The organism is Acinetobacter sp. YH01006 (genome assembly GCF_013420445.1).
GTDB lineage: Bacteria > Pseudomonadota > Gammaproteobacteria > Pseudomonadales > Moraxellaceae > Acinetobacter > Acinetobacter pseudolwoffii.
Map to the genome: position 1 here is coordinate 1 of NZ_VOYB01000031.1, position 14,217 is coordinate 14,217.

The 14,217-nt window shown below is 35.1% G+C and carries 18 protein-coding genes and 1 pseudogene; 14 read left to right on the forward strand and 5 right to left on the reverse strand.

The window, feature by feature from the left end:
- The 5 genes and pseudogenes from FTT73_RS14800 to FTT73_RS14820 all read left to right on the forward strand — a co-directional run.
- Positions 1–367, forward strand: a pseudogene (locus FTT73_RS14800) (DNA-binding protein); the annotation flags it as partial.
- 12 nt (positions 368–379) lie between these two features.
- Complete coding sequence (locus FTT73_RS14805) at positions 380–523, forward strand: hypothetical protein (RefSeq protein WP_001125247.1); 144 nt, start codon at positions 380–382, stop codon at positions 521–523.
- A 271-nt stretch (positions 524–794) separates the two neighbouring features.
- Positions 795–1,553 carry an NYN domain-containing protein gene (locus FTT73_RS14810; protein WP_180191606.1) on the forward strand — a complete coding sequence of 253 codons (759 nt, stop codon included), beginning with the start codon at positions 795–797 and terminating at the stop codon, positions 1,551–1,553.
- 105 nt (positions 1,554–1,658) lie between these two features.
- Complete coding sequence (locus FTT73_RS14815; protein WP_000246756.1) at positions 1,659–1,904, forward strand: type II toxin-antitoxin system RelB/DinJ family antitoxin; 246 nt, start codon at positions 1,659–1,661, stop codon at positions 1,902–1,904.
- A complete protein-coding gene (locus tag FTT73_RS14820) occupies positions 1,894–2,187 on the forward strand; it encodes a type II toxin-antitoxin system RelE/ParE family toxin (protein WP_000221358.1) in 294 nt (97 codons plus the stop codon). The genes FTT73_RS14815 and FTT73_RS14820 overlap by 11 nt, the downstream gene beginning before the upstream one ends.
- A 66-nt stretch (positions 2,188–2,253) precedes the next feature.
- On the opposite strand, the gene FTT73_RS14825 is transcribed toward FTT73_RS14820, so the two are convergent.
- Entirely contained in the window at positions 2,254–2,805 is a 552-nt protein-coding gene (locus FTT73_RS14825; protein ID WP_033134790.1) for a macro domain-containing protein, read from the reverse strand.
- A gap of 56 nt (positions 2,806–2,861) precedes the next feature.
- On the opposite strand from FTT73_RS14825, the gene FTT73_RS14830 reads away from it, so the two are divergent.
- On the forward strand, positions 2,862–3,338 hold the full coding sequence (locus tag FTT73_RS14830) for a DUF1643 domain-containing protein (protein WP_033134783.1): 477 nt from the start codon (positions 2,862–2,864) through the stop codon (positions 3,336–3,338).
- A gap of 413 nt (positions 3,339–3,751) precedes the next feature.
- Here FTT73_RS14830 and FTT73_RS14835 read toward each other — a convergent pair whose 3' ends face one another.
- On the reverse strand, positions 3,752–4,363 hold the full coding sequence (locus FTT73_RS14835) for a recombinase family protein (protein WP_004889724.1): 612 nt from the start codon (positions 4,361–4,363) through the stop codon (positions 3,752–3,754).
- Positions 4,364–4,539: 176 nt separating this feature from the next.
- Positions 4,540–4,863 carry a hypothetical protein gene (locus FTT73_RS14840; protein WP_004676058.1) on the reverse strand — a complete coding sequence of 108 codons (324 nt, stop codon included), beginning with the start codon at positions 4,861–4,863 and terminating at the stop codon, positions 4,540–4,542.
- 103 nt (positions 4,864–4,966) lie between these two features.
- On the opposite strand from FTT73_RS14840, the gene FTT73_RS14845 reads away from it, so the two are divergent.
- From FTT73_RS14845 to FTT73_RS14870, 6 genes are all read left to right on the forward strand, one after another.
- Positions 4,967–5,389, forward strand: a complete 423-nt coding sequence (locus FTT73_RS14845) for a hypothetical protein (protein ID WP_004676061.1) — start codon at positions 4,967–4,969, stop codon at positions 5,387–5,389.
- Positions 5,386–5,712 carry a hypothetical protein gene (locus tag FTT73_RS14850; protein ID WP_004797785.1) on the forward strand — a complete coding sequence of 109 codons (327 nt, stop codon included), beginning with the start codon at positions 5,386–5,388 and terminating at the stop codon, positions 5,710–5,712. The genes FTT73_RS14845 and FTT73_RS14850 overlap by 4 nt, the downstream gene beginning before the upstream one ends.
- A gap of 673 nt (positions 5,713–6,385) precedes the next feature.
- Positions 6,386–6,922 carry a spore coat U domain-containing protein gene (locus FTT73_RS14855; protein ID WP_218946080.1) on the forward strand — a complete coding sequence of 179 codons (537 nt, stop codon included), beginning with the start codon at positions 6,386–6,388 and terminating at the stop codon, positions 6,920–6,922.
- Between the two features lie 24 nt (positions 6,923–6,946).
- Positions 6,947–7,696, forward strand: coding sequence for a molecular chaperone (locus FTT73_RS14860; RefSeq protein WP_180075646.1), 750 nt, complete (start codon positions 6,947–6,949; stop codon positions 7,694–7,696).
- Positions 7,697–7,733: 37 nt separating this feature from the next.
- Entirely contained in the window at positions 7,734–10,082 is a 2,349-nt protein-coding gene (locus FTT73_RS14865) for a fimbria/pilus outer membrane usher protein (protein ID WP_180191607.1), read from the forward strand.
- Positions 10,073–11,059, forward strand: a complete 987-nt coding sequence (locus FTT73_RS14870; protein WP_180075649.1) for a spore coat U domain-containing protein — start codon at positions 10,073–10,075, stop codon at positions 11,057–11,059. The genes FTT73_RS14865 and FTT73_RS14870 overlap by 10 nt, the downstream gene beginning before the upstream one ends.
- A 12-nt stretch (positions 11,060–11,071) precedes the next feature.
- Here the strand turns inward: FTT73_RS14870 and FTT73_RS14875 are convergent, their stop codons facing one another.
- On the reverse strand, positions 11,072–11,542 hold the full coding sequence (locus FTT73_RS14875; RefSeq protein ID WP_180075650.1) for a spore coat U domain-containing protein: 471 nt from the start codon (positions 11,540–11,542) through the stop codon (positions 11,072–11,074).
- A 339-nt stretch (positions 11,543–11,881) separates the two neighbouring features.
- Entirely contained in the window at positions 11,882–12,250 is a 369-nt protein-coding gene (locus FTT73_RS14880; RefSeq protein ID WP_180191608.1) for a LysR family transcriptional regulator, read from the reverse strand.
- 305 nt (positions 12,251–12,555) lie between these two features.
- On the opposite strand from FTT73_RS14880, the gene FTT73_RS14885 reads away from it, so the two are divergent.
- Both FTT73_RS14885 and repM read left to right on the forward strand, forming a co-directional pair.
- Entirely contained in the window at positions 12,556–12,897 is a 342-nt protein-coding gene (locus tag FTT73_RS14885) for a hypothetical protein (RefSeq protein ID WP_163169833.1), read from the forward strand.
- A 575-nt stretch (positions 12,898–13,472) separates the two neighbouring features.
- Positions 13,473–14,217, forward strand: a 745-nt coding sequence (repM, locus tag FTT73_RS14890; RefSeq protein WP_180191609.1) for a replication initiation protein RepM, incomplete at its 3' end; no start/stop codon positions are given.

The window sequence follows — 14,217 nt, forward strand, 5'->3', positions numbered from 1 at the left end:
CATTATTCATTTAGAAAATGAAGTTAAAAAATACCAAGAACGTGAAGAGCGTTTAATGCAGCAAATCGACCGTATGCAGACGCTTATTGAGTTAAAAACTGTTGCACCCGCCACGGCAGCGCCACAAGAAGATGCTACGGCATGCGACACCGATATGCCACAGCATGCGACAACACAACAAGACAATGATAATAAAAAGAATAATGAATTAAATATTGTAGAAAACGTGGCAGTGCCACAGCAAAAAACTACAGCACACCACAGCCAAACGCTACAGCATGCCACGTTGCAAAATGTGGCAGTGCCACAACCTAAAAAACGTGGCTTATTTGGCCGTGTGCTGAATGCTGTTTTTGATAATGACTAAGGGAGAGAGATCATGCCGAAACTGAAAGACATTGCCTTGGGAATTATTGTGGCCCCGCTGCTGATCCCGATCATGCTGATTGCATCGTACCAGGATAAAAAGGCACTCAAAAAAGAGCTGGATGAACGCCAAAAAGAAAAAGACCAGGCATCCTGATTATTCAATTGACCTAATCAAACTCGTGAAACTTTGATTAAATAATAAGCGTGGAACGTGAAAAGTCATAAAAAAAGCCCACCTTGGGGAAGATGGGCTATCAACTAGAAACTACAGCATTGATTTCTATAGATAATTATAACGCATTACGTATAAGGTGTATTATGTTAATTTTAGATAAATTAAAATTACTCAATAAAAATCATAATAAACATTGTAATTCAGGTGTTATTTTTATAAATTAAATTAAACCATTGATAAATATCTAAAAATGTCCGAAATAAATAGTTTAAAACTTGCTGTATTAATAGATGCAGATAATGCTCAAGCTTCTGTATGCGAAAATTTATTAAAAGAGATAGCACGCTTTGGTACAGCTCATATTAAGCGGATCTATGGTGATTGGACTCAACCAAATTTAAAATCTTGGAAAGAAGAACTTCATAGGCATGCAATTCAACCAATTCAACAGTTTAGCTATACATCGAAAAAGAACTCTACAGACTCAGCACTCATAATTGATGCAATGGATTTACTTCATCAGAGTCATCTAGATGGATTTTGCTTAATTTCTTCAGATAGTGATTTTACAAGACTAGCAACACGAATTAGAGAAAATGGTTTAGTCGTCTACGGTTTTGGTGAAAAAAAGACTCCCAATGCTTTTATTGTTGCATGTGATCAATTTATTTTTGTTGAAAATTTAACACCTAAACTAGAAGAAGTTACTCCCCTGGAAGTAAGTGGTAAAACTCCTCCAAAAACAAATAAAAAAATTGAATTATCAAAAGATAAAAAGTTAAAAGATGCATTAAAAGTTGCTATTAATGCAGTATCAAAAGACTCAGATTGGGCTTCTTTATCTGGAGTAGGAGGATATATGGTTAAGAATGATCCTTCTTTTGACGCTCGTAGTTATGGTTATGAAAAATTAAGTGCTTTAGTAGAGAACCTAAATTATATCGAAGTCGATAAACGTAAGCCTAGCGATGAATCTCATATATATCATATGTATATTCGTTTTAAGTAACCTAATAATTAACGCCTATTTAGCATAATGGCGGTTATGCGAAGTCGACTTGTAATGCAATTTGCATTACACTATTCCTAGTACATTAAACACTTGGGAAAGATGATGGCTACTGTTAACTTCAGGGTCGATGAAGCCCTTAAAGAAAAATCTTATTCAATCCTTAAAGAGCAAGGTATTGCACCTACGGATTTCTTCACTAGTATTCTTGAGTATGTTGCTACGACTGGGAAACTGCCCGTCAAAAAAGCTTTGCTTTCGGAAGAAGATGAAGAATTATTAGCTCTTGTCCGTAAGCGCATTAATGATCCTAAAGAGATGTTTGAGGAAGTCACATTAGATGACTTATAAGCTTTTACGTCACAAGGACTTTACAGCAGAATGGGAAAAACTCCCTGTTGCTATACGAGATCAATTTAAAAAGAAACTAGCCAAAGTCATAGAGCAGCCACATATTCCAAAGAATATGCTTAGAGGCGATCTTGCAGGTTGCTATAAAATCAAATTATTAAAAGCTGGTGTCCGACTTGTCTATCAAGTTAAAGATGATCAGGTAGTTATCCTGCTCATTACCGTCGGAAAACGAGCTGATAGCATAGTTTATGACGAAGCGAAAAAGCGAATTAAAGACTAAAAATGGGAGTTTATAGCTCCCATTTCTGCCTTCGTATAACGTGTATTATATTAATTTTAGGAAAACTTAAATTAAGATTTCAATTTTAGGGTCATCAATATTTTCTAATATGCCCTTATAAATCTCGTAATTTACTATGTCATAGCAGACAAAAAAGACTTCTTTCACTTCATTATAAAAAGGTAATTCTGACAAGATAGTACCTATAGCAATTTCTGCTGCTAGCTGCTTAGGAAAGTTATAGACCCCAGTTCCCATATTCGGAACAGAAACTGTTTGAGCTTTAATTTCCTCTGCTTTTCTTAAAGCACTACTATAAGTATTACACAATAATTGTGGTTCATTTTTTTCACCATTTAGCCATCTAGGAGCAACCGCATGAATAACAAATTTAGCAGGTAGGTCACCTGCAACGGTTACTTCTGCACAGCCAGTCTGACAACCACCTTTTGTTTTATTTAGATGGATACAAGCCTCTTTCATCAGAGATCCTGCTTTTTTATGAATGATATAATCTAGGCCACCCCCACCTAACAAAGATTTATTTGCAGAACTAATAAGAGCATCTACTGGAAATTCTGTGATATCTCCATGAATTAAATTCACTTTCTTTTTCATAAGAATTAGAGGTTATGATACAAGATACATAATCATATATTTAAATAGAGGGGTTTATGGAAAAGGGTGCAATAATTTCAGATTGTAGTAAATATCGTTATTCACTTTGGCGTATTTGGGATAAAGAGAAACCTATATTTACATTTATTGGCCTAAATCCTTCAACAGCAGATCATATTCAAGATGATCCAACTATCAATCGCTGTATTAACTTTGCTAAAAGTTGGGGTGGTGGTGGCATCTACATGGCTAATCTTTTTGCATATAGAGCCACTGATCCACAAGAAATGATGTCTCAGGAAGATCCAATTGGCCCTGAAAATGATGCTTACTTGCAGCAATTAGCTACAGAATCTCATCAACTTATTGCTTGTTGGGGAAATGCTGGAATATTTAAAGACAGATCAACTTTTGTAAAACAACTTCTAAAAGATAAGCTCCATTATCTTAAATTAAATAAAAGTGGAGAACCTGGGCATCCTCTGTACATACATTCTTCAACAGAATTAAAGCCTTTTTTAGAACCCATTTAACATAATGGTTGTTATGCGAAATTCCTAGCATATTCACCTTTTGTCTTATATCTTTGTTTTTACCAATAGGTAAAATATATTCATAACCTACATCGGAAAAGTAGGTAGTTAAGAAAAAAATTGCAGAGATTTATAAGCCTTATAGTAACGGGAGAGACTATAGGGCTTTTTATTTATCTTAATATTCATATACCTAATGGATTTGCTTTTCAACTAGTTCCAATTTGTTTAATGCTTGCCGTTTTTTATGATCATTATTAATCTTTACAACTAGAGCTAAAATAAAAACCATCACTATAAAAACAAGGAAAATCAAATGCTTTTTCATCATTAATTCCGTCTTTTGATCTTTAAAAATGCCTTGCTCCTTTGTAAATAGATATGACATAAGGGAAGCACTGATACAAGCCTTTTTAAATGACTTTAGCAACTCGATAAACAGTTGCAACTCCACAATTCACTGCTTTGGCAATTTCTTCCTTAGTCATATTGCCAGCTGCTAGTAATTCTTTTATTCGTTTGTGCTTAGCCTCATTGGCTTTCTTACCTGTTGGCTTGTAACCCGAACGTGCCAAGCCCTGCTTAATACGTTCTATACGTTTCTCATTGTCCAGGCGGGCCATTGTTGCCAGGAGATCAATCAACATATTGTTGATGAGATCCAGGATTGAATGAGTAATGCTGTCACTGGTTTGAATCATTTGGTAGGTAGTAGGAAGATCTGCTACGACTAAACGAAGTCCCTTCTCCTGGATCCTGCGCTTCAGCTCTTGAAAATCCTGTTGGGTTAGGCGTGATAATCGGTCAATACTTTCAACCAACAAGGTGTCGCCTTGATTTGCTTCTGACAGTAGCTTATTCAATTCAGGTCGGTCTAACTTCGTACCACTATAGTTTTCCACGTACACAATGGTTTCGCCCAAATTCAAGTTTTGGTTTAGATCCTGAAGAATCTGCAAAGCCCTTTCTGCATCTTGATCTTTAGTTGAAGCTCGTAGATAAATACGTGTATTCATTTCTATCATTTAATCTTAATTCTATTAGATTAATGATAACAATATCATTTAATTATTGCATTAAGTCTAATGATAGATATTGTATGCGATTTGGCTCGCTATCATTCAGCTATACTCTTTTGATAAAAAAAAGCATAACTAAAAGCCATGCCTTGGGAATTCGTATAACGTGTATTATGTTAATTTTAGAAAATCTGTTTTAGTTTGTACCTTTTCAAAATTATGTAAAAAGCAAATAAAACACTTATCCAGAACAAATAATCAAAAATAAAATATAAGAAGATAAATTGATCTATTCCTATAATAATATTTAAAGGATCTAGCGCTATACTCCCACCTGGAGATACTTCACCATCTACTAAAAACTGTAAGGGAAATCCTCCTCCAATGACTTTAACTTTTCCAAGCTTGTCTACAACTATACGATCCACTAATGTATATTTCTGATAAAACAAAGATAAATAAGTAAAAATAAAAGATAAGCAATTGAAGTATAAAAATTTTTTCATAATTTCCTCTCATATATCTACTAATTTTAACAATTTTTAATCAGAGCCTTTTGGAATAATTTGCTTTAATTTCTCTATTACTTTCTCAAAAAATTCCTTTAATATGAAAAGATTAGAATTTATTTTATTAAGTTTACTTGCAGCCTGCAGTCCAGTTACAGAAAAAATTGAATCAAATATAGTTGTTCCACGTATTCAATATACGGGGGGAGCAGATAATGCAAGTTATAGTGAGGCTAAGCTTATTAGGGAAGGTAAATGCCTATACCTAGAACATGCTGATGGCTCTAAAGTTCTGCCAATTTTTGCTACAAAAACTCTAGATTGGGATACGGAAACTAAGAGCCTAAAAGTAGATTCGGATACTTATTTTTTAGGTGATAAAGCAGCATATGGAGGCGGAGAATCCTATCCTCTAGAAAAAAATAATTATTCTTGGATAACTGAAGTAGATCATAGCTGTGATACCTCAAAAGTTATAGTTATTAATCGACTCATAAGACCAATTGAAGAACTACCAAAATGAAGAATAGCCTATTTTACTGTCTTACATTAGTTCTACTTATAGGATGCCAGCCATTTGAAAAAGATGGATATATTTTTATTAAAAATCAGACTGATTATCCAATTACAGACCTTAAAGTAACTTATATTAGTGCTCAAAAAACTTATAGCTTAGGTACTCTTTATCCTTATTCAGAATATAAATACGCCATCAATTACGAGCGGCACAATGAGGATTCAATAATCTTTTCATATTTAGATAAAAATCATAAAGAGATTAATCAAGAAGTAGCTACGTATGCAGCCAAATATGATAGGAAAAGTTATGAAATAGTTATTCAATAGAATATAAATTACAATTACTAATTGAACGAAAAAACTTCAATTTGAAATTTCAAAAACTTGATTTTCCCACTAAACAACTATCCATTTAACATAGTGGCGGTTATACGAAGTACACTTGTATATTAATATAAATATCAATAACTTAAAAAATTCATCCTGATCGTAAAAACCGCAAAAAGCCGATTTTGAAACAAGTCGGCTTTTTTATGAGCGGTTTTGATAGTTCTTGCCAATAAATTTGTTTAAAAAGTAATCAATTTTGAGGTTTTTCAAATTTTATCAATGCCTCAATGTCCAAAATTATCCACATTTTTTGTGGATAAAATTTAGGCTATTTTGTACGCTCTGGCGTACATAAATCTCGGCCCTTTGCGGCTACCTGGGACAGTGGAATTTTCCTATGATCAAGTCATCAGGAACAGGATGTTCCATAACATAAAACAAAAATTATAAGTTATTGCACATGGACCAGAGGGTACAACAGCACAATCAGCAACGATGAAAAACCCCGGCAGGATGCCGGGGTTTTTTATTATTTAGATTTCTTAAATCAGCGTCGGGTGTGCCGTCCAGGATACGAATTAAAGTCGCTTAAAATAACGTCAATAAATATTGAAAAAGTCATAAAATGTGATATGTTTCACACTCTATTTTTTAGTAGTAAAATTTTTTTATGAAACTATTAAAAAATAACAGCAAGTTTTTAAAAAAACCATCTGTTTCATTATTAATAGGCCCTTATATGAAAAACTTTATCACTACAGCATTATTGCTTTCTTCTGGCGTATTTATAGCAGGACAAACAAATGCTTCTACTAAAACTGCGGATGCAACTTTTAAAGTTAAAATTGAAGTCGTATCAACATGTGCGATCAGTGCTACAGATATCGATTTCGGTGAAGTAAATAGTGGTATGGCAGCAACAGATAAAACTGGTACTTTAAATGTAACCTGTACTAGTCAAACACCATACAAAGTTGGTTTATCTGGTAGTGGTAAATTGACCAATACGGCTGACTCTACGTCTAGCATTGAGTATAAATTATTTCAAGAATCTAGTGATACAGCGTGGGACAACAAAGATAATCTATATTCTGCAACTGGCTCAGGTGATGTACAGAATATTCCTGTAGTTGCTAAATTATTTGGCTCTACAAATGTACGCGCTGGTAACTATGCAGATACCGTCACAGCTACAGTAACTTATTAACTTTTATTATCGTAAAGAGTCCACATGAAAAAGCCAGCCAAATTCTCTCATGTGTTCCACATTTGTGGTACAGGAATCTTGGCAGCTAGTATTTTTATAACACAGGCGCATGCTGCCAGTTTGCAAGTTGCGCCTATTTTATTAGAATTCTCACAACAAGAAAAAGTCAAAGAACTTTGGTTGACCAATACAGGTAATGAGAGTATTCGTGCACAAGTACGAGTGAACGCTTGGACACAAAGCAATCAACAAGATATTTTAACAAACTCCAAAGATTTAATTGCTAGTCCTATGGTCATTAGCATTCCTGCCGGACAACGGCAATTGGTTCGATTGATCCGCAATACTCAAATAGCAAATACGACTGAACAAGCTTATCGTCTCATCGTGGATGAATTACCTAACTCCCAGACTGATGTACAAAGTGGTCTACAATTGTTACTCAAATATTCCATTCCTGTTTTTTTAAAAGTATCGGACAGTAATGATACAGATCAAGGCATAACATCCCTGCAAGGTATGAGCTTTAAATATAATACGCAAACACTAACAATCAACAATCAGTCTAGTCATTATAAGCGCTTTAGTCAGTTTGCCTACATGGATGCGCAAGGCAAAAAAATACCAATTCAAATGGGATTGATGGGTTATGTACTTAGTGGGAAAAGCATGCAATGGAAAATTCCAAATAATATAAATGTTACGCGTGGTGGAAAGTTTATAGCTGTAGTTAATATGGATCTTCGTGAACAAACTCTACCATTATCTCCCTGATACAGAATAAGCCTTAGGTATAGGGAGTTTCTGATCATTGAAGGTTCGAGCAAGCAATTTTATACTTGCAGGAATGATGCTGGTCACAGCACCGACAACATTTGCAGAACAATACTTATCCAATAATATAAACAGTGCGATTCAACAGGAATTGTATTTGGATGTAGAAGTAAATCAGTCTGCACAGATTCAAATTGGTCATTTTTTACAACAAGATCAGCAACTCTATATTGATGTAGCTTCCTTAAAAAATTTCGCCATTACTACCGAGATAGCACCAATCATAATTGATCAGGTACCCTATATCGCACTTGATCAGATTGTAGGGCTAAGCTATAAATATGACGACCTCAATCAAAAAATTTCAATCCAAGTACCTATTACACTGTTAAGCAGTCAACATCAATATGGCTATCAGCATCTGCCTGCTGCAAAAGTTAATCCATTGCATGAAAAAACAGGTGTCTTGCTCAATTACACTGCTTTTGCTCAGCAGCATGAGAATATATTTTCTTTAAATGGTTGGAATGAATTTCGTGTTTTTGGGCTATTTGCTGGGGTATTCAGCCTTTCTAGTAGCTACCAATATCAAGATAATGCCTTTATAAATCATCATATACTGGATACATATTGGGAAAAAGATATCCCAGAACAATTGCTTAGACTACGTTTAGGTGATGCACAAAGTAATGCACTGTCATGGACACGCTCTACTCGCTTGAGTGGTTTTAGTTTATCGAAAAATTTTGCTTTACAACCCTATACCGTGACGACCCCCTTAATGAGTTTTAAAGGTCAGGTAGCATTGCCTTCACAAGTAGATTTAATAATTAATGGTATTAAGCAGGCTTCTCAAGATGTCGTACCAGGACAATTTGATATTCAATCAGTCCCCAGTATTACAGGTGCAGGCAATGCACAAATGGTCATTACAGATATTAATGGTCAACAGCAAGTACTGAATATTCCCTTATATGGTACGAATAATCTACTCGCAAAAAGCTTAAATGACTGGTCTTTTAATTTAGGTTATCCAAAGTTAAATTATGGCTTATCTTCATTTGATTATGCACAAGATCCTGCATTTAGTGGAAGCTATCGTTATGGAATATCAAATAAACTTACTCTGGAAACACATACTGAATTGACCGATCAATTGCAACAGGTAGGACTAGGCACACTTTATCAATTAGGCAAACGTGCAGGACAGCTTAATCTCTCTTATGCTTATAGTCGTACACCTGAGCAACATGGACAATTATTAGGCCTAGGTTATAGTTGGAACTCTACATTAATAAGTTTAAATTATAATGGGCTACGACAGTTTGGTGAGTTTAATGATATTGCCAGCTTGAATGATGCGGCATTTGCCAGTAGGTCAGACCAATTTTATATAGGTTTTAATACTAAAATTGGTCAGTTGGGAAGTAGCTATATCCAGCAAAAATATACGGAGCAAGAGAGTAAGTTTGTATTGCTAAACTGGTCTTATATCTTGCCGCAACGTATGAACCTAAATTTAGGTTATACGCATGATTTAATTAATAAGAAAGATAGTTATTATCTATCACTTAATATCCCGTGGGCGCAACGCAACTCAGCCACAGCATCAATACAGCGTAGTCATGATAACCAACAGTTTGGTGTCAATATAATGCATGCGCTAAATCAAGATCAGGGAGGGATGGGATGGCAAGCCATGGCCAATCGTACAGATCAATACTCACAATTTCAGGGGCAGATCGACTATCTCGGTCGCTATGGGTTAGCACAGTTAAATGTGCAACATACAGCATCAGACCAACAAAATAATACCAGTGCATTTGCCTCAGTCAATGGAGGTTTAGTTATTCTAAAAGACGTGATACTACCCACGCGTTTGAGTAACGGTTCATTTGCTATTGTCTCAACAGATAATATTGCTAGCGTACCGGTGCGTATGGAGAATCGTTTAATTGGTAAAACTAATCAGAAAGGATATTTGCTATTAGATCGTCTAAATCCATATCAGCATAATAGTGTAGCAGTTGATACCCTGAACCTACCCATAAATTTAAAAATAGAAACAACACAGCAAGATGTTGTACCTCGTCAGGCAAGTGGTGTATTCGTTCGTTTTCCAATGTATCAAGTGAAATCCGTTCAATTACAGGCAGTCGATGATCAGGGAGAGAATCTAGCAGTGGGTAAATCTGTTTGGGATATTCAACCATCAATACAGCAGCCTCCTAAAACCATTGTAGCTCATGATGGTATTGTATATTTAGATGATGTGAAAAATAATAAATTATATATTGGCGATGAGCTTAAGCAATGCCAAGTGAATCTTCCTGAAGTTTCCACTCTTGAAGGTTTTAGCGATTTAGGAAGGGTGGTATGTCAATAACTCATCAATTTAACCGAATCAAAGCTTATGGCCTCATCAAGCGTTTAGCTTGTATGAGCTTATTGTTTTTAGCTTATAGCATATGCTCTTCATCTGCTTATGCAGAGAGTTGCTGGGTAAGTGGAGGTAATTTAAGCCTAGGCACAGCGAACATTCAAGGCTCGATGACAGCTTCTACGGATATTACCGTAACATGTAATTCAAATTGGAGTCAGCCAGTGACATATAAGATATGTATGGTAGTTGATAGTATAGATCCAGCGGCTAAAGATCCTCGCACAATGATTAACTATGATAACTATCCTGCTTCCTTATTAAATTATAACTTATATTATGATGTCGCACGAACACGCAAGATACCAAACTCAGACGCTAAAAATACAGCTCAGTGCCAGTCTGTTCAAGTAGGTGCTAATACAGGAAGTCCGAGTACATTAGTCAAAATGTATGGTCAAGTTCTTGCAGGACAAAATGTACCTGCCGGCTCCTATAAAACCAATAGTACTTCCATAAAGCTATACTATGCTTATCGCTATGGCTTAGAAGTACCTTCAGATTTAGAAGCTCTAGCTAGTCAAAATAGCTCAACTAACAATATAGTCGTCAATTCTAACTATGAAAATAGCTGTTTGATTTTATCTGCATCAGATATAGATTTTGGTTCAGTGGAGCTATTGAATAATACTTTATATCGTTCAGGGACTATTCAATTAGCATGTCCAATGGGTACCAATATGAAGGTAAGTTTAAATAATGGTCTAAATCCATTGGGCTCACAAAGACGTATGAAAAATTCTTTAGGAAGTTATATTCAATACAGTTTATATCAGGATCCAAGTCACTCGAACATTTGGCAGGCGGATACTTCATATTCTATAACCCACCAGACTATCCCTGTTTATGCGATGCTCCCATCGCAAAGCATTAGCAGTATAGGGAAATATTCCGATACCATTACTGTGACTTTAACTTATTAGAAAACTCTATATTTAATAGGTAATCGTAGCAGTAACTGTATCTATATATTGACCGGCAGGAACGTTAGTATCAGGCACTTTCCCCCAAATGGTAATATTTTGAGTTTGTCCTGTACCGTGTTGTGAAAAAAGATTTTCAGAGCTGTTTCCCCATTCTTTGCTCATAGATGCATCTTGATAAAGTCGATATGAAAGCTTCAAGGAAGCATCCTGAGTATTCTTTAGTGTGCCATCACTATTTAGTGAAATATTATAAGGCGTACCATTAGTACACGAGACATTTAAACTTCCCGTTGCCTGGATATTTTGGGTATTACGAGAAATTGTACCAAAATCTATATTAGAAGTAGAACCTGTGCCGATATCACAAATTTCATTGACTTTCATTTTGACCTGAAACTGTGTGGACTGCCGGTCACTCATGGTATAAGCAGAGACTGAAACTACAGCTAGAATTACAAATGAATATTTAAAAATTTTCATTGAATGTGCCTATATCCAATATAGATAATTATATTAATCTGAATTGTAGAGAGTAAAAAGGTAACTATTTAAAGTAATAGTCTGGATTACGCACTAAATTTCATGATTCTAATCATATTATTCGATTTTACTCAACTATGCTGCCATCTAGTAAACAATTCAAAAATAAAAGGGCAAACAGGCTAGATTTAACATAAAACCTCTTATACGAAATTCATCAGGCTAACGCCACTATACAAGGCATCACACCTATACACTTTTTTAGATTGCTACTTAAATACAGCTCTGAAGAGACAGCTGGCTAACGCCCCTATACAAGGGGACACACTTTACACTTTTTTAAAACTTGATCTCGGATCTAACTTTAGAAATGAATAGATCAATTGAATTTTGGTTCTTGGAAAAATCCAGCAGTAGCCCGTTTACTTTAGATCGGATCTCTTTCGGATCATTCAGCTCTCCATTCATTAAGTTTTTCAGTAGTCCACCCACTTTATTCATATCTGATTTTAGGCTGCGAATTTCCTGGATTGTCTTTATATCAGTCAGACTTTTAGGTTGGTAACCCAATCCTAAATCACGCAAATACTGAGAGGCCGACAAATTTCCCTGGGCCGCATTTTCTTCAATTTGCTTTTTTTCAGCTTCAGTTACCACAACTTGAATTACTTTTTGGCGTATCCGTTTCGGCTTTTTCTGTTCAGTCATTTTTTTGATTTCCAGTACATTTTGGCTATGCCAAAAGCTCCGCAGGACAAGATGCCACGTTGAGCTGAAAGCGAATAAGTCGGGTAATTTATATAACCAGGGCTTGCCATGTTATATAACATTACACATCTTGCCAATATCACTGAAAGTTCAATTGCACATAAACGCATATAATTGCACATCAAAATGAATAAAAACCACTTAAAAGCTTATAGTTGCAGATAATTTCATATAAAATCTTATAAAAGCTCATAATTGCATATAGTTGCACATAATTGCATTAATTAAAGAAAGAGGAAGTCATTATGGTCACTAGACATGGCGCTAAAAAATTCATCATCTCTGTATTACCAGAAATAGAAAAACGGCTAGAAGCTGGTTATACAATTAAGGAAATCCACGCTGATTTACCTGAGCTAGCGAACAATATTTCTTACAGTTCAGTTTTGCGAAATTTGAATAAAATGGGAATGAGTGAAAAAAAGGTACATCTACATAAAATAGAAAAATTGGAGTCCCAGGATATGGTCCCCACTTCTAATGAAAAAATGAAAATGACGAATGCAGAAAGAAATACAGAAAAATTGAAGACTAAAAAACCTGTTTTTTCTTATGACCCTCATACAAAAGGTAAAGATTTTATCTAATTACTATAAAACTTAGCTTTTAAATGCACTCATTTGCGATTTAAGCTCAAATTCATATAGGAAGGTACAGAACGAGTGTCTACGAGTGAAATCGCTGAAATTCGCGCTTAGACCCTCTGAAAAACAATCTTTTAGATATTGGAATCTAAAAACTTTTTAATTACATATAAAAATTGGATTCTAGATCGAGCGCAGCGAGCAAAAAAGCTCTATGAGCGAAGCGAATTCATCGTGCTTTTGCTTTTTATTGAAGTCACAACGAGATGAGCCAAAAAATTGCCCCGACGAATCGAGCGAAAGCGAGATTCAATAGAGTTTGAGCGTAGCGAAAACCAAGGGCAATTTTTCACTCCTTGGGCTTTTAATTATTTTAAAGCTTTTAAATGCTTTTAGACATGCTGAAAGCCTTTGTTCACAATGCTTTCAAGGGTTATATGACACCGTTTACCTTGCAATATGACACCGTTTACCTTGCAATATGACACCGTTTACCTTGCAATATGACACCGTTTACCTTGCTTATAGCACTAAAATTAATTATTGTGTCATAGCATAATAATTAATACTGGTGCTTCATGAGAGAATTAGTGGTAAAAGACAATGCCTTAATCAATGCAAGCTATAACTTGGATTTAGTAGAACAACGTTTAATTTTATTGGCTATTGTTGAAGCAAGGGAAAGTGGGAAAGGGATTAATGCTAATGATCCCCTTGAAGTACATGCCGAAGGCTATATCAATCAATTTGGTGTACATCGCAATACTGCCTATCAAGCATTAAAAGATGCCTGTAATGATTTATTTGCTAGACAATTTAGTTATCAAAAAATAAATGAAAGAGGGAATATTGAGAACTATAGATCCCGTTGGGTTAGTGAAATTGGATATGTAGATAATGAAGCAGTGGTTAAGCTTATCTTTGCCCCCGCCATAGTCCCATTAATTACACGTTTAGAAGAGCATTTTACTAAATACGAATTACAGCAAGTTAGTAATCTCAGTAGTGCTTATGCTGTCCGCTTATATGAACTATTAATTGCTTGGAGAAGTACCGGTTCTACTCCAGTTATAGAGCTAAGTGATTTCCGTCAAAGAATTGGTGTACTCGATACAGAGTACAAGCGTATGGAGCGCTTTAAAACTAGTGTACTTGAGCTTGCTATTAAACAAATAAATGAGCATACGGATATAACTGTAAAATATGAACAGCATAAAAAAGGTCGATCAATTTCAGGTTTTTCTTTTACGTTTAAACAGAAGAAAAAGGATAATCCATCAATAGAAAGAGATCCGAATACCTTAGACCTTTTTTCAAAGATGA

Bases quoted from the DNA above. Each gene is read 5' to 3' on its own strand.
- FTT73_RS14805 (WP_001125247.1), top strand. From the start codon at position 380: ATGCCGAAACTGAAAGACATTGCCTTGGGAATTATTGTGGCCCCGCTG.
- FTT73_RS14810 (WP_180191606.1), top strand. From the start codon at position 795: ATGTCCGAAATAAATAGTTTAAAACTTGCTGTATTAATAGATGCAGAT.
- FTT73_RS14815 (WP_000246756.1), top strand. From the start codon at position 1,659: ATGGCTACTGTTAACTTCAGGGTCGATGAAGCCCTTAAAGAAAAATCT.
- FTT73_RS14820 (WP_000221358.1), top strand. From the start codon at position 1,894: ATGACTTATAAGCTTTTACGTCACAAGGACTTTACAGCAGAATGGGAA.
- FTT73_RS14825 (WP_033134790.1), bottom strand. From the start codon at position 2,805: ATGAAAAAGAAAGTGAATTTAATTCATGGAGATATCACAGAATTTCCA.
- FTT73_RS14830 (WP_033134783.1), top strand. From the start codon at position 2,862: ATGGAAAAGGGTGCAATAATTTCAGATTGTAGTAAATATCGTTATTCA.
- FTT73_RS14835 (WP_004889724.1), bottom strand. From the start codon at position 4,363: ATGATAGAAATGAATACACGTATTTATCTACGAGCTTCAACTAAAGAT.
- FTT73_RS14840 (WP_004676058.1), bottom strand. From the start codon at position 4,863: ATGAAAAAATTTTTATACTTCAATTGCTTATCTTTTATTTTTACTTAT.
- FTT73_RS14845 (WP_004676061.1), top strand. From the start codon at position 4,967: ATGAAAAGATTAGAATTTATTTTATTAAGTTTACTTGCAGCCTGCAGT.
- FTT73_RS14850 (WP_004797785.1), top strand. From the start codon at position 5,386: ATGAAGAATAGCCTATTTTACTGTCTTACATTAGTTCTACTTATAGGA.
- FTT73_RS14855 (WP_218946080.1), top strand. From the start codon at position 6,386: ATGAAACTATTAAAAAATAACAGCAAGTTTTTAAAAAAACCATCTGTT.
- FTT73_RS14860 (WP_180075646.1), top strand. From the start codon at position 6,947: ATGAAAAAGCCAGCCAAATTCTCTCATGTGTTCCACATTTGTGGTACA.
- FTT73_RS14870 (WP_180075649.1), top strand. From the start codon at position 10,073: ATGTCAATAACTCATCAATTTAACCGAATCAAAGCTTATGGCCTCATC.
- FTT73_RS14875 (WP_180075650.1), bottom strand. From the start codon at position 11,542: ATGAAAATTTTTAAATATTCATTTGTAATTCTAGCTGTAGTTTCAGTC.
- FTT73_RS14880 (WP_180191608.1), bottom strand. From the start codon at position 12,250: ATGACTGAACAGAAAAAGCCGAAACGGATACGCCAAAAAGTAATTCAA.
- FTT73_RS14885 (WP_163169833.1), top strand. From the start codon at position 12,556: ATGGTCACTAGACATGGCGCTAAAAAATTCATCATCTCTGTATTACCA.